Source organism: Bacteroides sp. LFL-34 (assembly GCF_027257075.1).
In the GTDB taxonomy this organism is placed as follows: Bacteria; Bacteroidota; Bacteroidia; order Bacteroidales; family Bacteroidaceae; genus Bacteroides; species Bacteroides ovatus.
The window spans coordinates 1-20,729 of record NZ_JAPQKZ010000002.1; the positions used below are offsets into that span (position 1 = coordinate 1).

A 20,729-nucleotide genomic window follows, 5' to 3' on the forward strand; every position below is an offset into this window, starting at 1 on the left:
AAAAGGCGACAAAGGTGATACAGGACCGACCGGATCGCAAGGTATTCCCGGCACATCACAGTATTTTCACGTAAAGTACTCCGCTAATGCGAACGGTAATCCGATGTCTGACACTCCGAATACTTATATCGGTACAGCGGTAACAACAAGCGCGACTGCTCCAACCGGATACACTTCATATAAGTGGGTACAGTTGAAAGGTTCGCAAGGTCCTAAAGGGGAACAAGGTATTGCCGGACCAACCGGAGCCAATGGACAAACTTCCTACTTACACATCAAGTACTCGGACAACGGTACGACGTTTACCGCTAACAACGGTGAGACGCCGGGCGCATATATCGGACAATATACTGACTTTACGGCGGCAGACAGTAATACGTTTTTCGCTTATACATGGACGAAGGTTAAGGGTGACAAAGGTGACAAGGGTGATAAGGGAGATACGGGTGCAACTGGAGCAACCGGGCTTCCCGGTGCTCTAATCCGTCCGCGCGGCGAGTGGAAAGCAAATACTAACTATGTTAACAACACGCAGTATCGAGATACTATCATCTACAACGGTAATACTTATTCGTGTCGTGCGGATCATAATTCCGGTTCTTCTTTCGATGTAACGAAATGGACTTTGTTTAACGAATTTATAAATGTCGCTACGCAGTTGTTAGTAGCTCAAAATGCGACGATTGATATATTAGGAACATCGGGTTTATTCGTCGGTAATCTATCAAAAACGCAGGGTTGGTTAATAAAAGGCGGCTCAATTAAGCATAATGTAACCGGGCTTGAATTAACAGCAGATGGTAAATTGTCACTCCCCGCAACGGGGGCGGTGACCGTAGGCGGAGAGATTTTCATAAAAAACGGTAAGATCGTAACTGACTTTATTGATGCAAACAAACTCGTTGTAAAACGAATAGAAGCTGTAGAAGGAACAATCGCAGGGTTCCAAATATCTAATACCCATATCGGAACGGGTTCTGTTAGTGGCACAAATTCTGGTAACGAAATGTTTCTTTACGACAATATGATTGGTTTTAATAGTCCCAATAGACAAGTGATTGTCGGTTCATTTAGTACATTAGGAGTCGATTATTTAGGAAGATTCTACGATCACCGATCAAGACCTTATGATATAAACAGGGGCGTATCTATTAGCGTAACCGGAGGACGAGATAATATAGCACTTGCTATTGATGGTGGTATTGTAGTTGATGGCAGAAGAGGGATTGATGAATATATTGAAATCGCCCAAGTATGGCATAATGGGAGTACACGAACTAAAGTATTGCAATTTAAAAATGGAATTTTATTTAGTGCAACTTGGTAATAATATTTAAATTACATAATTATGAAAATAGACTTTAGAGAAATTCAAGTAAAAGACATCGAAGGGAATAACAGTACCGTCGATATTGCAAAAATGTTAGGCAATGCGATTTATCAGAAAACCGCCGATTTGGGTGAGTTGGAATTAGCTCAAAACATCTACAAGAACGGTGAAGTAGAAGTATCTCCCGAACAGGCGGAAAGTATTAAAAAATATGTGAGTACGGGGTTCGTCGCTTTTGTTCAGGTAGCGGTTAATGAGGCTTTATCGGTAGAATAAGAGCTACCCAAAGCGATATGAAATACATAAAATAAAAATATGGACGAATGGTTAAAAATCATAGGAGCGTTAGGAGGATTAGAGGCGATCCGATTTACTGTTACTTTTCTAGCGAATCGAAAAACGAACGCTAGAAAAGAAAAGGCTACGGCGGATTCTATGGAACTTCAAAATTTACTTTCTATCATTGACAATCTAAACAAGCAGATTGAACGGTACGACGAACGATTAAAACAACGAGACGAGAAAGTAGATACGATTTATCGAGAATGGAGAACCGCACAGGCAGAGGCGCAAAATTGGATGCGTAAATACTACGAGCTTGAATTAGCTTTTAAGGATGCGGAACACAACCGATGTGATAGACCAGACAGCGAGTGCAGCCGGAGAACTCCGCCGCGTAGACCAATAACTATTAACAATCAAAATAAAGAAGAAAGCAATGAATAAAATAGACTCGATTATCATCCATTGTTCGGCTACGCGTGCCGGGCAGGATTTAACCGCAAAAGATATTGATCGTATGCACCGGGCGCGCGGATTTAACCAGATCGGATATAATTATGTTATCCGGATTGATGGAACGGTAGAAAAAGGGCGATCTTTAGCAGTTGACGGGGCGCATTGTAATACGAAGGGTTTTAGCGAATCTTCATATAATAAACATAGTATTGGTATTTGCTACATCGGCGGCTTGGATGCAAACGGAAAGCCCACAGACACAAGAACGATCGCTCAAAAAGCAGCTTTGCGCGAGTTGGTTGCTAAACTCTGCAAAGAATATGAGATAATCGAGGTTCTCGGACATCGTGACACTTCGCCCGATCTGGATGGAAGCGGAGAGGTAGAGCCGAAAGAATATATAAAGGCGTGCCCCTGTTTTGATGTACGCTCCGAGTTCCCTAATTTCTTGCGTAATACAGTAGTTCGACCATGAGGCGGCTAGTTTATATTATCATATTGCTGATGTTAGCAATATGTTTCGTGTCATGCCGGACTCAATATATCCCGGTTGAATCCGTTCGCACTGAATACAAAACACGTGATAGTACCCGTTATGATAGCATCTATCAACGAGATAGTATTTATACGCTCATAAAGGGCGATACAGTTTATCTGTATAGATATAAGTATCTGTATCGCTACTTAACAACGAATCGTACCGATACGATTCTTAAAAACGATTCTATTCGTGTGCCTTATCCGGTCGAAAAGAAGTTGAACAGATGGCAAAGTTTAAAGATGGAGCTAGGCGGATGGGCGTTCGTGCTGGTTATTACTTGTGTGATTGGATGGTTGACTTATTGTTTGAAAAAGAAGTAGAAGATTACTTGTTAACGAACAGGTAAAAGGTCTTTAATTTTTTGATATGAGGCATATTATTTAGTTGTGAGTTCTAAGTTTAAATTCATCTTTTTTTTAACAGCTATTGTTTTTTTTGAATAAATAATTACTTTTGTGGTGAAATTGTAACCTGTGTTCAATTCTAGTTACTTATTTTATATAAAATCTATAGCTAATATAATACAATGGAAAATATGGAAAACAATCCCAAAAACTGGTTTGTACGAATTTTAATCATACTTTTTTGTTTAGGTATTGCTAGTATGATTTTTTTTAATTTTTTTTGTGTTGAACCATATGGAGAATTTAAGAATGGGATATTTTTTCTATTATCTATATTACTAATTCTTGTTCTTGCAGAATCATTTGACAATTTCTCAATCGGTAAAATTGTATCAATTAAAAGAGAAATAAAAAATAAAGAAAAGGAGAATAAAAAATTGGAGCAGAGGAATACTGAATTAATTTCTCATATAATATCAATAACAAATACGCAGACTCAAAAACAACAAAGCACAAATATTTTTGGAGATTATTATTCTGATAAGCCAAATGTTTTACAACCTGTAAACAATGATACTGTTCAAGAATTAATTGACAGAATAGGCAACTCTGTAGTTATCGCAGACATAGAAAATAACATTAAAAAAGAACTTGTAGAAAAAGGATTTGATATAACAGGGGAAACTACTAAAGTATTGTTAAGGCATTTAGCAGGAAGCCAATTGCTTTTAACTTTCGAGAAAATTAATATAGCTATTTTCGGCAGCCAGATACGTTTATTGAGGTTGTTAAATTCTTCTGATGGAATTTCAGAAGAAGATGTATCTCAATATTATAGTAAAGTTAGACTGCAATTTTCTGAAATATTAAACAGTTGGGAACTAGGGGACTATTTGTCTTTTTTGTATAGTAGTATGTTAATTATTAAGCAAGATAATAATATATATATAACTAATTTAGGTGTTGAATATTTGGTTTGGATTACGAAGAATAGAATAAAAGAGGATAAACCATTATAATTAGTTTCAAATTAAATTTAGTATACAATAGATTTCCTAATAGCAATTCTCATGCTCTAGTAAAATGCTAGAGTCATTAATCTTTATGTTCTCTTATAATTGGTAGAATAATATTCAAATTGAAAAATAATTTGTATGCAGACGTGAATGTCTGTTATATCATCTCTCTACGGGAAAAGTTGTTAATTTCCGAAAGTGAGAGACAATACGTTATTTACTCCAAAAGGAATGAGCCTAGACTAAGTGTCGTTGGGGCTTTTGGATGTATGTTATTAAGCATATCCTGTTTAACTAATTTATTTGCAAGGAGTGGGTATTTTTGCATAGATTTTAAATTTATGAATATGGCATGTATTACTGTAAGAAAACCTAAAGGAAGATGCTGTAAGTATTCTGATTATTTCGATGATTTATTTATAACCGACTCCATGAGTAGGGATGATAAATATATCGTTATTATTAATCATTATAAAAAACACGTCTCTTGTGATTCTGTTTTGAATGATACGGAAAAATCTACAACGATAGATGATGCGATAAGATTGGCAGCTAACGCTAGAGATACGAGAGGGCATAAACATAGCCATCAGCGACGTATTAATACCGATCATTTATCGAAGTTTTGCGATAGAATTCTTTTAATGAAAGATGAAATTAAAGAAGTTCGTAGTTTTTATGAGCTATTTAAAATCATACAAGATTGTAAGGTAGACAATATAGGAGAGCTTTGCATATATGATACCTCGCATCGGATAGGTGCATTTTTAGGGATATTTCCAGATGCGATCTATTTACATAGTGGAACCAAGAAAGGAGCAAATGAAGTATTAGGGAAAATTAAAGGTATTCGAGTTTTGAAAAATATGTTACCCGCTCCTTTTCAGAGGGATGATTTATCCAATTCAGAAATAGAGGATATTCTTTGTATTTATAAAAACTTCTTAAAGAAGTAATACGAGAAAGCCCCGCAACAGTGCTGATTGTGGGGCTATAAGTGTTTAACCTGGTTAAAGCGATAACGAATTAATATAGTCTATTACTTTTCTATTCGCTTTATCTATTTGCTCTAAATCGTAATCTATATAAATTCCGGTTGTTTTGCATCCGAACTCGTGCCCCAAAGCTAAAGATATTACATCTTTCGATATTCCTATTTTATGCGCTATTGTAGCCCATGTATGGCGCGCCCAATACGAGGTGATGCCGGGAAATAAAATATCTCTAATCTTTTTCCCGCCTAATCCTTTTCGTTTGAAATTTCCCAGTTTTTGCAAACCTCTATTCATTGCTGCCATATACTTTCTATAATTGTAATCGTTGGTTTCGAGCGTGTTTAGTAGAAATTTATTTCCTTTATACCTGTTTATTATCTCCATTGCTTCCGGTTCTACTTTGATAGAGTATAGCTTTCCGGTTTTTTCTCGTTTATATTCTATGCGTCCGTCAACTATTTGTTTGAGGTTAAATAAGTCTATTGCGTTTATTCCGATTAGATAAAACATAAGCATGAATATGTCTTGATACTCTTTTTGATATTCTTCTCCGTTGAAATCTTTTAGGGTAATAAGTTGATCCGGTTTTAACGATCGTTTTCTAGTTTCCTCCCTTTCTATTGTGAACTTTCTAAATGGATATAGTTCCGTTTCATCATTATCTATCGCGTGATTGAAAATCGCCCTAATATTCCTTAAATGGATTGAAATCGAGTTTGTTTTTATTCCGGTATCTTTTAGCCATTTATTGAACGATTCTAGCCATTTCTTTGTCATTGTTTCAAATGTACAGGTTGGATCATAGGTGAGAATCTTATTTTTTGTCGCTTTATATAAAACGATTGTATTTTCCTTTGATTTTGTTGCTACAAACTCGTCTATGTAGCTTACGAAAGTTTTACAGGTCGATTCGTTTTTGATAGATTTTATAATGTAGTCTTTTAACGCTTTATCGCTCATTCCTCTTAACTTCTGATTATCGTCAAGTATAACAAGTAACATTTCAACACGATTAATGAGATTCCGAATCGCTACGTTCTTAGTTTTATGATTCTTTGCGTTCTTATTATACTCTGTGCCCGTCCATGTTTCCGGCGTAGCGCAAAAATCAGTGCATAACATTATCTGTCCTTTGTGTCTGACTTGTAGCTTAACCGGAAATGTACCGTCTTTCTTTTCTCTGCGGGTGTCTAAGTAAAAACTAACTGTTGCCATATTATTATCATTTTTAGTATATATACGCAAACAGCGTATAAACGGGATAGCGCGATAATAATGCAAGATGAAAATTTGCATTAAATTTGCATTTTTTCTTTTGAAAATACCCGTTAATAACGCCTAAAAACGATACTTTGATATAGATATAGGGCAATGAAAAAGCCCCTTACTTGTTAGTAAGAGGCTGATAATCAGATAGTAGTGGGTACGAGAATCGAACTCGTATTACATGCGTGAGAGGCATGTGTCCTAACCGTTAGACGAACCCACCGGAGTTTGATAGATTTAAAAAGAGCCAAGTCTATAAAACTTAGCTCTTTTTATTTTGAGATTTTGCGGAAGCTGGGGGATTCGAACCCCCGGTACCCTTACGAGTACGTCAGTTTAGCAAACTGGTGGTTTCAGCCACTCACCCAAACTTCCTTGAACCCGCATTCTCTCTCAAATGCGGTGCAAATATAGGGGGAACTTTTGGACTACGCAAATCTTTTAGCAAGATTTTTTTTACCTGTTTTTTGTGAAATGAGATAACCTGCTATGTTTCAAATGTTAAACGGAAGATTTTTTTTTCGAAAGCTTTTAATTTTTATCGATGGGCGGACGACTTGAAACATATTGACGCTATCTGTTCATTATAGTGACGGTATCTTCATGGGATAGGGTAAACATCCGGATGGGATAGTGACGGTATATTTAACCTTGGAAAAGGACATAAAAAAAGGCTATCTATCCCAGACAGCCAATCTTTTGTTAACCTTAAATCTAATACTATGAAAAACACAGTACAAATATACGGACTTCTGTCGAATTTGCAAATAAAACAAGAAAAAAGAGATGTTTTATAACATTGATTAAATATTTGATTCTTCAATTCTATTTTTATTAAGACTTTCAGCATTTTGAACACTATATTCCCAATATTTATCACATAATTTCAGATAACTGGTCTCGGCACTTTTGCCTCCTAAAGAAATGGCATACATCTTTGTCTGTTTTGCTTTTGCATGTTCTATGGACTGGGATAGCGGTTTATCGACTGGACGCATCTCAAAATCCGATACGGTGATGATGTCTGCTTCCATATATCCTTCTTCGCTGATCTTTCGCAAAGCATGTGTGATGACTGGTTCCATATCTGTGCCACCATGAAAAGATTGGCTTAGAAAATCGACAAGGCGATCGAAACTACTCCCTAAATCGGTTATTTCAATACACTCGATATCATCGGAAAAAAGGATGACGTAACATTTCCGATGTTGTACTTCTGTCAATTCGGCAATGGCAAGTAGAGTAGATTTCGCGATTCTTTCCCGTTCGCCTGCCATAGAACCGGAAGTGTCCAGGCAAACGATGAAAGGGCCTTCAGCTTCTTCGGAAACTTCATTTCCTACTGTTTTCTTATCATTGATGGTTTGCTTCTCGTGCGATTGATAATCGATGACTTGTAGTCTCTTCTCTATGAAACGCTCGAAAAATATGGGTTGCAGGCTCTTTTCCGCCAGATAACAATATTCCAGAGGGAGAAGACTATTCAAATCGTTTCCTTCACAAATGCCTGCAATATCGCTTCGGGTGGCATGAGATATAATTTGTTCCCGGTGAATACCTGCGGTCATTTTGAAACGTTTCCGGCTACTTTGATGTTTCTTGCCTAAGATTTCTACCAGTTCGCGGATAACGGGATTTCGTTTGATCGTTTCTTCGTATTCTAAAATCTGTTCCGCTATCTGTTTATGATTGCGAAGTAGCCAGACGAGGCGTGAGCTACCGCGTACCGGAAGATTTTTGGCTAATGCCAGTTGAATACGGTAGAAATCCTCACAGAGTTGCTCGATATGTTTCATCTGATAGTTGAACTCATTGTTCGAGAGCAGCGTATGCCACTTGTCGAAAAAGAGAGTCCGTAGCGCTTTCCATTCTTTGGAACGCGGGCTGATTGCATCAAAACGTTGGAGGTAGTATTTTACGTTGAGGTCTACCAGGTGATATTTCATGGAGAAGGGGTATGCGCTGTTTTTCAGGAATTGAAGAAACTTTGCGTCCGATGCTTCATTCATTTCATGAAAGTATTCCCATTGCGATGCATAACGGGAGTAGAAATCTTGCAGGGAGGGTTGTGTGTGACGAAAATACAGGTGAATGTCCGCATCCAGTTCTTCGGGGCGGATAATCAGATTGTGTAGTTGTTCGTCATACACATCATAGGCTATTCCCTGCAATTTTTCGTAATAAATGTCTTGCAGGTGTTTGAGCCTAATACTCTCTGTTCTCTTGTTCATGGGCATGAGCGATGATACGAAGTTCGTTCCGGTAATTCTCTATGATATGTGCAGTCTCCCCTAAGATTCGCTTAATCTTGCTTTTTTGCGATGAGCTTAAGAAAAGATGTTCCTTTGTATATGCTGTTTCCCGCTCGGAGATTGTTTTATATTCTACCTCCATTTGGTGAAGTAAATCTATCACTTCCTGCAATGTAAATTCGAACGGAGTGCTGTCGCCCTGCTGTGTTGGCAAAGGTTCGCAATTATCATAACATAGTAGTGGATACTCTTGATTGTTGACGAAAACGGATCGTTTCCCTTTTCGGAGGGAATAAATATTCTTTTGTGCGATATTTCTGTTCTTTACAAAATCATAAGCTTTCAGGATTTTGTTGACCGGACGGAATTTATCCTGCTGAATATAAAACAATCGGTTACTGTCTTTCCTCAAAGACTGGTAGTCCGAAGCAAAGATGAGTAAATTTCCGGCAATGTGGTAACCTTCTATGCGATGATAGAAGGTATCTACTACCTGGATTCCCGGATCGCTAAGTTCCCGTAGGCTGTGTTCGGACTTCATGTTTTCTTTCAGCGTATCCAGTTTCTGTTCCAGTCGTTTTTCTCCCAATAAATATGTATTGATTCCCCGTGCAATCGACTGTTCCACTATGTTTTCGATGATGGGGAGCTGCGAAACTTCATCCCACAGACAGGCACTCATCAGCAAGCAGTCGGAGAAGTGAATTCCCGGAGATTCGTTCAGATAGGCCGAGGTGCGGAGCAGACCTACTATTTTTTTCCAACGGCGGTCGGATATATAGATCGGAGGGGTGTTTTCATCCCGCCCTGTATTATATTGTTCGATTTCTCGTTTGATATTGTGAATCAGCTCGAAGATGGTATAGTGGATACCTACTTTCTCACTTTCAGCTTGTATTTGATTGTATAATTCATCGTCTACCTGGAGTTTTGCCGGGATTTCAGGTTCTACTTCCCGTGTAGAAGAAATCATCTGGTCGAAAGCATATTCCTGTTCAATGCATCCGACAAACTGGCGGATCAGGAAACGGTCGTATAGGGCTTCCAGTCCTTCACCTTTTGCGGGTAGTTCGTTGGACGCGGCAATCAGCGCTTTCAGAGGAACACGCACCGTAAACTGCCCGTTGCGATATATCTTTTCATTGATTACCGTCAAAAGAGAATTTTGGATAGCAGGACCGGCTTTCCAAATTTCATCCAGGAAGACAATCGATGCTGTCGGCAAGTATCCTTTTGTAATACGTTCGTATGTATCTTCATCTTTCAATTTTGAGATGGAGACGGGGCCGAATATTTCATCCGGTGTACTGAAACGGGACATCAGATATTCAAAAGCATCCGCATCTTTAAAAGCCAGCTTAAGCCTGCGCGCCACTAAGCTCTTGGCTACTCCCGGAGGGCCCAATAGAAAGATACTTTCACCTGCCATGGCAGATAATAGGGAGAGTGCGATGGTATGTTCTTTTTCGAATACTCCCTCATTGAGGGATTTCAGCAGTTGGGTGATATGGGATTTGATTGACTTCATGCGACAGATGATTTTCATGTGTTGTTAGCAGGAGGCAAAGATACAAGAATTCTTTGAAATAGACTTCATTGGGAGGATTTACCCCTAGATTTAGGCAATTTCCTCCCGATAAGTAGGAGTTTTCAGTTTCATGAGGAAAATTCATTCCCTACTTTTGTTCTATCGAAAGATAAATGATAGATAATAATTAGAGAACCGTTAAAAATAAAGGAATATGAAAACGAACACATTTAAATACTTCGGTTTGGCTTTGATGGCTATATTGATGGTAAGTTTTACCTCTTGCGAAGTGGAAATAGACAGTTTCTATGATGATGATAATAATGGTGCAGGGTACTATAATCGTTCGGCTGATTTATGTAGCCGTACCTGGGTTAGTTTCTACCGGGACATGGACGGTAACTATTGCCGTCAGGAACTGGATTTCTTTTTAGATCGTACAGGAATTGACTATATACGGGTGGAATATCCTAACGGAGCAGTAGAACAGTATGAATATAATTTCCGTTGGAGCTGGGAGAATTATGCGCAGACTTCCATTCGTATGTCATACGGACCGAATGATGTTTCATACCTGGATGATGTGTACATCGGTGGAAACAGGCTAAGCGGTTATTTGGACGGACGAAATAATTTTGTAGAGTTTCAAGGGAAAAGATGAGACGTGAAACAAGAAGAAACGTGAAACAGGAAGAAATAAGAAAAGGTTAAGAAATTAGGAAAAGATAAAGAAATAGGTAAGCGTAAAGGAAGAAACAGGTAAAAAAGCATCGTTGGAAGGATAACAAGATGTGGGTAAAAAGAGAAAGGATAAGATTGTAAAGATAGAAATATAGCAGGTATTAGGAACAAAATAATAGGTAACGAAGTGAAAGGGTAATCAATAAGATTTCAGGATATATGATTCAGGGTATAAATAGGGCGCGAAATGAAAGCTTAAAAGTTTTGAACCGGACTAAATAGTTTTTATCTTTGCGCCCTATTAGTTTTTATATACATGGAGTGGTTATATAGTCTATTTCTCGAACATTCTGCCTTACAGGCTGTTGTGGTACTTTCATTGATTTCTGCCATTGGTCTGGGCTTGGGAAGAGTGCATTTCTGGGGAGTTTCCCTGGGAGTCACTTTTGTTTTTTTTGCAGGCATCCTCGCCGGCCATCTCGGGCTTTCGGTCGATCCGCAGATGTTGAACTACGCAGAAAGTTTCGGACTGGTCATTTTCGTTTATTCTCTCGGTTTGCAAGTCGGTCCCGGTTTCTTTAGCTCTTTCCGCAAAGGAGGGGTGACATTGAATATGCTGGCATTGGGAGTTGTGCTGTTGGGAACGTTGTTGACGGTGGTGGCCAGTTATGCGACAGGTGTCTCTCTTCCTGATATGGTCGGTATCCTTTGTGGAGCAACTACGAATACTCCGGCGTTGGGAGCCGCACAACAAACATTGAAACAGATGGGAATGGACAGCAGTACTCCTGCTTTAGGATGTGCGGTAGCCTATCCGATGGGGGTGGTTGGTGTAATCCTTGCCGTTTTATTAATTCGCAAAGTGCTGGTTCGCAAAGAAGATTTGGAGATAAAAGAGAAAGACGATGCGAACAAAACCTACATTGCAGCGTTTCAAGTACACAATCCTGCTATTTTCAATAAAAGCATCAAGGATATAGCTCGCATGAGTTACCCGAAGTTTGTCATCTCCCGCTTATGGCGTGACGGACATGTAAGTATTCCGACTTCTGACAAGATATTGAAGGAAGGTGACCGTTTGCTGGTGGTAACTGCGGAGAAAGATGCTTTGGCCTTGACCGTGCTTTTTGGTGAACAGGAAAATACGGATTGGAATAAAGAGGACATTGACTGGAATGCGATTGATAGTGAATTGATTTCGCAGCGTATTGTCGTTACCCGTCCCGAATTGAATGGTAAGAAACTCGGCTCACTCCGGTTGAGAAACCATTATGGGATTAACATCAGCCGTGTTTACCGGTCGGGTGTGCAGTTGCTTGCTACTCCGGGATTGGTACTTCAATTAGGAGACCGCCTGACGGTAGTGGGAGAGGCTGCTGCTATTCAGAATGTGGAGAAAGTACTTGGAAATGCTGTAAAAAGTTTGAAAGAACCCAATCTGGTTGTTGTGTTTATCGGCATCGTACTCGGTTTGGCGTTGGGAGCTATTCCTTTCTCTTTTCCGGGTGTCAGTACTCCTGTGAAGCTGGGATTAGCGGGTGGACCGATTATCGTTGGTATTCTTCTGGGAACTTTTGGACCGCGGATACACATGATTACCTATACCACCCGCAGTGCGAACCTGATGTTGCGTGCTTTGGGGCTTTCCATGTACCTTGCTTGCCTGGGACTGGATGCCGGAGCTCACTTTTTCGACACCGTATTCCGTCCGGAAGGTTTGTTGTGGATTGGTTTGGGAGCCGGATTGACTATTGTTCCAACCGTACTAGTGGGGTTTGTGGCTTTCAAGATGATGAAGATCGATTTCGGTTCTGTATCCGGTATGTTGTGCGGAAGTATGGCAAATCCGATGGCACTGAACTATGTAAACGATACAATTCCCGGCGACAACCCATCCGTAGCCTACGCGACTGTTTATCCGCTGTGTATGTTCCTGCGGGTGATTATCGCTCAAGTGCTGTTAATGTTCTTGTTAAATTGAGAATTGAAAATTGAGAAATGATGGATTTGTAAATAAAAAGTAGTCATTTCTTAATCAGGAATCGTATAAAATAGATAAATTTGTAACAAGAAAAAGGAGAGGAATTAATAAATTCCTTTTTTGAGTTACTAAATGGTAAGTTGTCAACTAATAATAAGTTGCCAATTAATAAATTGTAAATAGTAAAATAGTAAATAAAATGACTGCTCAAAGTAACATAACTCCTGAAAGCATTGTGAGTGATCTCCGTTACCTGCAACTGCTTTCCCGAAGTTTTCCTACCATTGCCGATGCCAGTACGGAAATAATCAACTTAGAGGCTATCTTAAATCTACCTAAAGGGACGGAACATTTCCTGACTGATATTCATGGAGAATATGAAGCTTTTCAGCATGTACTGAAAAATGCTTCCGGTGCGGTAAAACGTAAAGTAAATGAAATATTCGGCAACACTCTTCGTGAAGCTGAAAAGAAAGAAATCTGTACTTTGATTTACTATCCCGAAGAGAAACTGCAATTGGTGAAGGCCCGTGAAAAGGATCTGGATGATTGGTATCTGATTACGCTGAACCAACTGGTGAAAGTCTGTCAGAACGTGTCTTCCAAATATACTCGTTCGAAGGTTCGTAAATCACTGCCTGCCGAATTCTCTTATATCATTCAGGAGTTATTGCACGAATCGTCTATCGAACCGAATAAGCATGCTTATATTAATGTAATTATCAGCACAATAATCACTACGAAGCGTGCCGACGATTTCATTATCGCTATGTGTAATCTGATTCAGCGCTTGACTATTGATTCTCTTCATATCGTAGGTGATATTTACGACCGTGGTCCCGGTGCGCATATCATTATGGATACATTGTGTAATTACCACAATTTCGATATTCAGTGGGGAAATCATGATATTCTCTGGATGGGAGCAGCTTCCGGTAATGATAGTTGTATTGCCAATGTGATACGTATGTCCATGCGCTATGGTAATCTGGGTACACTTGAAGACGGATACGGAATCAATCTGCTTCCATTGGCTACTTTTGCAATGGATACGTATGCCGATGATCCTTGCACGATTTTCATGCCGAAAATGAACTTTGCCGATGCTCATTATAATGAGAAGACTTTGCGTCTGATTACTCAAATGCATAAAGCCATTACCATTATCCAGTTTAAGCTGGAAGCTGAAATCATCGACCGCCGTCCGGAATTCGGAATGGCTAATCGTAAACTTCTGGAGAAGATTGATTTTGAACGCGGCGTCTTTGTATATGAAGGAAAAGAATATGCTTTGCGTGATACCAATTTCCCGACTGTAGATCCGGCAGATCCTTACCGACTGACTGAAGAAGAACGCGAATTGGTAGAAAAGATTCATTATTCATTTATGAATAGTGAGAAATTGAAGAAGCACATGCGTTGTCTGTTTACCTATGGCGGCATGTATCTGGTTTCAAACTCGAATCTTCTTTATCATGCTTCTGTTCCTCTGAATGAGGATGGCAGCTTTAAACATGTCAAAATACGTGGTAAGGAATACTGGGGACATAAATTGCTGGATAAAGCCGATCAATTGATCCGTACCGCTTATTTCGATGAAGAAGGAGAGGAGGATAAGGAATTTGCTATGGATTATATCTGGTATATGTGGTGTGGCCCGGAAGCTCCTTTGTTTGATAAAGATAAGATGGCGACTTTTGAGCGTTATTTTGTAGAAGATAAAGAGTTGCATAAAGAAAAGAAAGGCTATTATTACACATTGCGTAACCGGGAAGATATTTGTGACCAGATTTTGACAGAGTTTGGAGCTTCAGGGCCTCATTCGCATATTATCAACGGTCATGTGCCTGTGAAAACGATTCAGGGGGAACAACCTATGAAAGCCAATGGCAAGCTTTTCGTTATTGATGGCGGTTTTTCAAAAGCTTATCAGCCGGAAACGGGAATTGCGGGGTATACGCTTGTTTATCATTCTCATGGTATGCAACTCGTACAGCACGAACCATTCCAGTCTCGTCAGAAAGCCATTGAAGAGGGGCTTGATATCAAATCGACCAACTTCGTTCTCGAATTTAATTCGCAACGAATGATGGTGAAAGATACCGATAAGGGAAAAGAACTAGTGACTCAAATACAGGATTTGAAGAAACTGCTTGTTGCTTATCGTACTGGTCTGATAAAAGAAAAAGTGTGATATGAATGCTATTTCTTTGCAATATAAAATTCAATAACTTTTAGTGCATCGAGTGATTCGTTCCACCTAGGTGGGACTAAACAGCGACCTGGGTGGGACGAAAGGAAAACCTTGGTAGAACGAAACAAACATCCAGGTGGAACGAATTATAATTAGTAAAGCAATGCCTTGATATTAGTGTTTTAATCTTTTCAGCAGTGTATCTTGCCCGACTCCTGTTTAGAAAAGAACAATGCCTGCTTCGATAATAGCTCCCTTATCGTAATTACTCGATTTATTATAGAATCTGGTTAGCCCATAACCGCCTGTTGCAAAGATACCGAACTTCCTGGTAAATTGATATTCCAGATTGGCACGTGCCTGCAATGCATATAAACGTTTCGGAATCACCTCGTCTTTGTTATCGAAAGCCTCGATATGCTGGTAGCCAAGGTCTCCGCTGATGGATAAGCCTTTGTAAAGAGGGAAGGATAAACCGGCACGATAGGATGCACTTGCCGAAAACTTATCATTCAATCCTTGATACATGGAACCGACTCCCAGAATGGTATAAAACAATTGGTTCTTGAATCGTACACCTATATTGGCAGGCGTAGCATTTCCACCATACACCATCATTTGTACTCTTGTATCAGGATTCGCATTAACCAATCCGAGTTGGAATCCCTTCATGTCTTCCTTGTAATAATTGACAAGGCCAATTTGAAGTCCGCGGGCCTGCGTTGCATAATTACATAATGCTATTTGCATCCCATTCAGTTTCGATGCGGTTATATTGGCAATTCCTGCTATCTGCAAGCCGTTCATGTGTTCGCCTACCACATTCAAAAGTCCGGAAGCCATCAAACCGCCGAAGCTCTGCCCTGTAATATTTGCCGCTCCGGAAAAGTGTAGCCCCGAAGCCATGTTGCCTGTCACATTCATGAAACCACTAATCATTAACCCCGAGTTGTTGTCTCCTCCGATGCTCGTTAACCCGGATATGACTACTCCCTGTGCTCTGTCGCCGGTGATATTTACCAATCCGGCAGCAGAAAGTCCTACGGTGTTATCGCCACTGATATTACTGATACCGGCCAGCTGAACGCCCCGCATAGTACCCCCTGCTAAGTTGGCTAATCCGGTGATTTGTATTCCGTTCATGTCGCCATGAACCACACTTCCCAACGCATTGATACCCACACCGTTCAGACGGTTCATTGTAGACAGGAGGCCGATGTTTATGTATGTCGTCTGTGTACTGTCATGAGGTTGTGTACATATATCTTTCCAGATGGATATATTGATACCTGCACTCTTGTTCTGTGCCGGTAAAGAAACGGCAGCCATTAGTATAGCTGCCGTAAGTATTGTTTTCTTTATCTTCATTCCTTTCTCTTTTTCGGTTTAAGTAATATCTTATGCAGCTAACTTTATATTAGCCTTTTGCTTCCTGATATAAGTAACGTTTGATGCTCTTCTTCGGTGTCTTTTCGAATTCTTCCGGATAGATTTTCATCTTGGATATCTGGCTGTAAGCCGGTAGCATAGTATTTAAAGTCATACGGTTTTCTTCCATTACTTGCTCGATGTCTTCATTCTTCAGGCCATGAGCGAAAGCGTCGTCAAAATCAGGATAAACAAGTCCGACAAGTTTCTCGTTTTGCTGAACGATAATACTTTCAGCCACGTATGGCAGGTTGTTCAACTTATCTTCAATTTCTTCCGGATAGATATTCTGTCCGCTGGCGCTCAATAACAGGTTCTTGCTGCGTCCTTTGATCGTAACATTACCTTCTTCATCCATCAAAGCCAAGTCGCCGGTGTGTAACCAACCGTCCTTGTCAATGACTTCTTGAGTGGCTTCTTCGTTTTTGTAATAGCCCAACATCACATTCGGGCCCTTACATACGATTTCACCAACGATATTTTCAGGATCAGATGACAATACCCGTACATCCATCCGTGGTACAGCCTTTCCGCAAGAACCCGGTTTGAACTTTCTCCAATCTTCGTAGCAGATAATCGGACCACATTCCGTCATTCCATATCCAACCGTATAAGGGAAATCAATCATTTTCAAGAACTGTTCCACTTCCTGATTGAAAGCAGCACCTCCTACAATAACAGCTTTGAAGTTTCCGCCAAATGCTTTAATCATTTCTTCGCGCACTGTTGCCTTAATCTTATCATTGATAATAGGCACTTTCAGTAATATCTTCATCGCCGGAGTTTCCAACTTCGGAAGTACGCTTTTCTTGATTATCTTTTCGATGATAAGCGGTACGGCAACGATTAGACTGGGCTTCACTTCTTCAAAAGCCTGGAAGATAATCTTAGGGCTTGGCATACGGGTGAGGAAGTAGATGTGACAACCTACGGAGAACTCATAAAGGAATTCAAAAGCCAATCCGTACATGTGTGCCATAGGAAGCATGGAAACGATTTTATCTCCGGCTTCCAGTTCCAACACTTCAAAAGCAAATTTGGTATTTGACCACAGGCTGCGGTAGGGGAGCATTACTCCTTTGGAATAACTCGTTGTTCCCGAAGTATAATTGATAACTGCCAGTTCTTCCGGTTCGTCTTTATGATATGCGACATGTTCTTTACGGAAATTCTTCGGATATTTTTTGCCGAACATTTCGTTCAGATGTTCGCGTGCATAAGTCAGTCGTTCGCTGCGTGACACTAGCAGGGTGAAGTCGTTCATCATCAGGATACCTTCCAATAGCGGCATTGCCGACTCGTTCAGGTTTTCCCATACCATATCTCCAACAAGCAGTAACTTGGCTTCGGAGTGGTTGACGATATTATGCACATTGTCTGCTTTAAATTCATGGAGAATAGGTACAATAACGGCTCCATACGTTAGTGTGGCAAGGAAAGTAACTCCCCAGTGAGAGCTGTTTCTTCCACAAACGGCAATCTTGTCTCCCTTGCGGATTCCGCTTTCTTCGAAGATGATATGGAGTTTCTCGATTTTGCGAGCTACGTCTTTATACTGTAAAGTTGCACCTTTATAATCGGTCAGGGCATCCAGGTCCCAATTATTCTTGATACTATTCTCAATATAGGCTATAAAACTTTGTTCCATTGTTTTTTGCACATTTGGTATTAAATTGTGCAAATATAGCAATTATATTAAGAATGAAGAATTAAGAGTGAAGATTTTTTGGAAATGGAGGGAGAGTAGTGGGAAGGAATTTGTGGACGATGCGTTATTGGTGCAATGGATGATGCTTATAATTGAATAAATGATGCTTATGGTTGAATAAATGATGCTTAGTTGGATGAAGGCTTATAACAAAAAGGATTAGCTTGTGATAAAATAGATTAGCTCATGGCATAAACAGATTAAGTTATGAGCTAAATGAATATCATTATAGCTAAACAAATTATCATTATAGCAAAACAGATTATCATTATAGCAAAACAGATTATCATTATAGCAAAACAGATTACGCTTATAGCTAATTTAATTATCATTATAGCTAAAAAAAATATGCTATTAGCAAAAATAATTCAGCTAATAGCATATTTACAGTAACTTCATTTCTTATTTCAAGTACCATTCGTACATTCTTTGTATGCCTTCCTCGATTTCAATTTTATGGTGCCACCCCAAAGAGTGCAGTTTCGAAGGATCGGTCAGCTTGCGCATAGTGCCGTCCGGTTTGCTGCTGTCGAAGGTCAGTTTTCCTTGATAACCTACAGTCTCCACAATACGCTCGGCCAGCTGACGGATGGTGATTTCCTTACCGGTTCCGATGTTGATGTGGCAGTTGCGGATATCTTTGCTACCTTCTTTATAGGTATCTTTGAAGTCTACGTGCTCCATTACGAAGACGCTGGCATCCGCCATTTCTTCGCTCCAAAGGAACTCGCGGAGTGGAGTACCTGTACCCCAAAGAGTGACTTCCGTTTCGCTGATTCCGTATTTTTGCAGAATAGCCAGGATTTCTTCTTTCGGACTGTTGCCGTTGACACCTTCTACTGGACGCAGGTTCATATCCTTACGTACAGCTTCCCAGTTCCCTTCTTTCAGACAGTGTGCCAGATGAATCTTCCGGATCATGGCAGGCAGTACATGGCTGCGTTCCAAATCGAAATTATCATTCGGTCCGTAAAGGTTTGTCGGCATCACGGCGATGTAGTTCGTTCCATATTGCAGGTTGAAACTTTCGCACATTTTCAGTCCGGCAATTTTGGCGATTGCATACGGCTCGTTGGTATATTCCAACGGTGAAGTAAGCAATACGTCTTCCTTCATCGGCTGTTCGGCATCGCGTGGATAAATACACGTACTGCCGAGGAAGAGCAACTTTTTCACGTTGTGACGGAAACTCTCTCCGATAATGTTCTGTTGAATCTGCAGATTCTTGTATATAAAGTCGGCACGGTAGATGCTGTTCGCCATGATACCACCCACAAAGGCGGCGGCAAGGAATACATATTCCGGCTGTTCTTCATCGAAGAATTTACGGACTGCCATGCCATCCAGCAGGTCAAGCTCTTTGTGCGTGCGGCCTATCAGATTGGTATATCCTTTATCCTGCAAATTCTTCCAGATAGCAGATCCCACAAGTCCGCGGTGTCCTGCTATATATATCTTTGCATTCTTTTCCATTCTATCTTTTATTAGTTCACCACAGAGGACACGGAGGGCACAGAGGAAAAAATAAAATCCTCCGTGTCCTCTGCGTCCTCTGTGGTGAAATGAAATTCATTTAATGTTTGGTAGCAATCATTCGCTTCACCTTTTCCATATCGTGGCGAACCATGATACTTACCAGTTCTTCGAATGATGTTTTACGTGGATCCCAGCCCAACAGTGTTTTTGCTTTTGTCGGGTCGCCCAACAGTTGTTCCACCTCTGACGGACGGAAATATTTAGGATCAACTTCTACCAGAGATTTTCCGGTAGCTACGTCAATACCTTTTTCATTTACGCCTTCGCCTTCCCAACGAAGTTCGATACCTGCTTCCTTGAATGCTAACGTTGCGAATTCGCGCACCGTGTGCATTTCTCCAGTAGCAATTACGAAATCTTCGGGAACGTCATGTTGCAGGATCAGCCACATACATTCGATGTAATCCTTGGCATATCCCCAGTCGCGACGTGCATCCAGATTACCCAGGTACAGTTTGTCCTGTTCGCCCTGTGCGATACGTGCGGCAGCAAGCGAAATTTTACGTGTAACGAACGTCTCACCACGGCGTTCGCTCTCGTGATTGAACAAAATACCGTTTACAGCAAACATACCATAGCTTTCGCGGTAGTTTTTAGTAATCCAGAAACCATATTGTTTGGCTACCCCATACGGAGAACGGGGATAGAATGGAGTTGTCTCTTTTTGTGGAACTTCCTGCACCTTACCGAACAATTCGGAAGTAGAAGCCTGATAGATGCGGGTTTTCTTTTCCAGTCCCAGGATGCGTACAGCTTCGAGCATACGCAACGTGCCGATAGCATCTGCTTCGGCAGTGTATTCCGGAACGTCGAACGAAACCTTCACGTGGCTTTGAGCTGCGAGATTGTAGATTTCATCCGGTTGCACCTGTTGAATAATACGAATTAACGAACTAGAATCTGTCATATCCCCATAATGCAGATTAATCGTACGTTTCTGTTTCATGTCGCGCACCCACTCGTCAAAATACAAATGTTCAATACGTCCTGTATTGAACGAAGAAGAACGACGGAGTATACCGTGTACTTCGTAACCTTTTTGCAATAGAAATTCGGCAAGATAAGAACCATCTTGCCCGGTGATGCCTGAAATTAGGGCTTTTTTCATACGCTAATTATTTATATAATTGAAAATGTGGGTGCAAATGTCGGCATTTTTTGTGACCCAGCCAAGTGACTTTCCAATTATTT

At 40.3% G+C, this 20,729-nt stretch carries 16 protein-coding genes, 2 tRNA genes and 1 pseudogene; 10 read left to right on the top strand and 9 right to left on the bottom strand.

What is annotated here, in order from left to right; all coding sequences use genetic code 11:
• The 7 genes and pseudogenes from N5O98_RS00255 to N5O98_RS00285 all read left to right on the top strand — a co-directional run.
• Positions 1-1,327: pseudogene (locus tag N5O98_RS00255) on the top strand (hypothetical protein); the annotation flags it as partial.
• Positions 1,328-1,348: 21 nt separating this feature from the next.
• Positions 1,349-1,606: a hypothetical protein gene (locus tag N5O98_RS00260; RefSeq protein ID WP_004310744.1), complete on the top strand. Its 258-nt coding sequence runs from the start codon at positions 1,349-1,351 to the stop codon at positions 1,604-1,606.
• 39 nt (positions 1,607-1,645) lie between these two features.
• The gene (locus N5O98_RS00265; RefSeq protein ID WP_032856082.1) at positions 1,646-2,056 is read left to right on the top strand and encodes a hypothetical protein; all 411 of its coding nucleotides are present in this window, start codon (positions 1,646-1,648) and stop codon (positions 2,054-2,056) included.
• A complete protein-coding gene (locus N5O98_RS00270; RefSeq protein WP_195365769.1) occupies positions 2,049-2,543 on the top strand; it encodes an N-acetylmuramoyl-L-alanine amidase in 495 nt (164 codons plus the stop codon). The genes N5O98_RS00265 and N5O98_RS00270 overlap by 8 nt, the downstream gene beginning before the upstream one ends.
• Positions 2,544-2,572: 29 nt before the next feature.
• A complete protein-coding gene (locus N5O98_RS00275) occupies positions 2,573-2,929 on the top strand; it encodes a hypothetical protein (protein WP_269495392.1) in 357 nt (118 codons plus the stop codon).
• Positions 2,930-3,135: 206 nt separating this feature from the next.
• On the top strand, positions 3,136-3,972 hold the full coding sequence (locus N5O98_RS00280; protein ID WP_151922164.1) for a hypothetical protein: 837 nt from the start codon (positions 3,136-3,138) through the stop codon (positions 3,970-3,972).
• 344 nt (positions 3,973-4,316) lie between these two features.
• On the top strand, positions 4,317-4,925 hold the full coding sequence (locus tag N5O98_RS00285; protein ID WP_149921525.1) for a hypothetical protein: 609 nt from the start codon (positions 4,317-4,319) through the stop codon (positions 4,923-4,925).
• Positions 4,926-4,979: 54 nt separating this feature from the next.
• On the opposite strand, the gene N5O98_RS00290 is transcribed toward N5O98_RS00285, so the two are convergent.
• From N5O98_RS00290 to N5O98_RS00310, 5 genes are all read right to left on the bottom strand, one after another.
• Positions 4,980-6,179 (bottom strand): tyrosine-type recombinase/integrase, encoded by a 1,200-nt coding sequence (locus N5O98_RS00290; RefSeq protein WP_165450468.1) that lies wholly within the window; start codon positions 6,177-6,179, stop codon positions 4,980-4,982.
• A 202-nt stretch (positions 6,180-6,381) separates the two neighbouring features.
• Positions 6,382-6,453 (bottom strand) — tRNA-Glu (locus N5O98_RS00295).
• Positions 6,454-6,518: 65 nt separating this feature from the next.
• Positions 6,519-6,605, bottom strand: a tRNA-Ser gene (locus tag N5O98_RS00300).
• A gap of 428 nt (positions 6,606-7,033) precedes the next feature.
• Positions 7,034-8,461, bottom strand: a complete 1,428-nt coding sequence (locus tag N5O98_RS00305; RefSeq protein WP_182423442.1) for a VWA domain-containing protein — start codon at positions 8,459-8,461, stop codon at positions 7,034-7,036.
• On the bottom strand, positions 8,436-10,010 hold the full coding sequence (locus tag N5O98_RS00310; protein ID WP_032856079.1) for an AAA family ATPase: 1,575 nt from the start codon (positions 10,008-10,010) through the stop codon (positions 8,436-8,438). The genes N5O98_RS00305 and N5O98_RS00310 overlap by 26 nt, the downstream gene beginning before the upstream one ends.
• Positions 10,011-10,224: 214 nt before the next feature.
• Here N5O98_RS00310 and N5O98_RS00315 point away from each other — a divergent pair, with 214 nt between their 5' ends.
• The 3 genes from N5O98_RS00315 to N5O98_RS00325 all read left to right on the top strand — a co-directional run bounded on the left by N5O98_RS00315 (position 10,225) and on the right by N5O98_RS00325 (position 14,866).
• Positions 10,225-10,671, top strand: coding sequence for a hypothetical protein (locus N5O98_RS00315; protein ID WP_004310735.1), 447 nt, complete (start codon positions 10,225-10,227; stop codon positions 10,669-10,671).
• Positions 10,672-11,007: 336 nt separating this feature from the next.
• Positions 11,008-12,672 carry a putative transporter gene (locus N5O98_RS00320; protein ID WP_004310734.1) on the top strand — a complete coding sequence of 555 codons (1,665 nt, stop codon included), beginning with the start codon at positions 11,008-11,010 and terminating at the stop codon, positions 12,670-12,672.
• 199 nt (positions 12,673-12,871) lie between these two features.
• Positions 12,872-14,866, top strand: coding sequence for a fructose-bisphosphatase class III (locus tag N5O98_RS00325; protein WP_004297844.1), 1,995 nt, complete (start codon positions 12,872-12,874; stop codon positions 14,864-14,866).
• A 219-nt stretch (positions 14,867-15,085) separates the two neighbouring features.
• Here N5O98_RS00325 and N5O98_RS00330 read toward each other — a convergent pair whose 3' ends face one another.
• The 4 genes from N5O98_RS00330 to gmd form a co-directional block, all read right to left on the bottom strand.
• The gene (locus N5O98_RS00330; RefSeq protein ID WP_004310732.1) at positions 15,086-16,234 is read right to left on the bottom strand and encodes an LA_2272 family surface repeat-containing protein; all 1,149 of its coding nucleotides are present in this window, start codon (positions 16,232-16,234) and stop codon (positions 15,086-15,088) included.
• 49 nt (positions 16,235-16,283) lie between these two features.
• The gene (locus tag N5O98_RS00335) at positions 16,284-17,942 is read right to left on the bottom strand and encodes an AMP-binding protein (protein ID WP_118160974.1); all 1,659 of its coding nucleotides are present in this window, start codon (positions 17,940-17,942) and stop codon (positions 16,284-16,286) included.
• A 462-nt stretch (positions 17,943-18,404) separates the two neighbouring features.
• Positions 18,405-19,475 carry a GDP-L-fucose synthase family protein gene (locus N5O98_RS00340; RefSeq protein WP_022199335.1) on the bottom strand — a complete coding sequence of 357 codons (1,071 nt, stop codon included), beginning with the start codon at positions 19,473-19,475 and terminating at the stop codon, positions 18,405-18,407.
• A gap of 100 nt (positions 19,476-19,575) precedes the next feature.
• The gene (gmd, locus tag N5O98_RS00345) at positions 19,576-20,646 is read right to left on the bottom strand and encodes a GDP-mannose 4,6-dehydratase (protein ID WP_022199336.1); all 1,071 of its coding nucleotides are present in this window, start codon (positions 20,644-20,646) and stop codon (positions 19,576-19,578) included.
• Positions 20,647-20,729 lie beyond the last annotated feature (83 nt).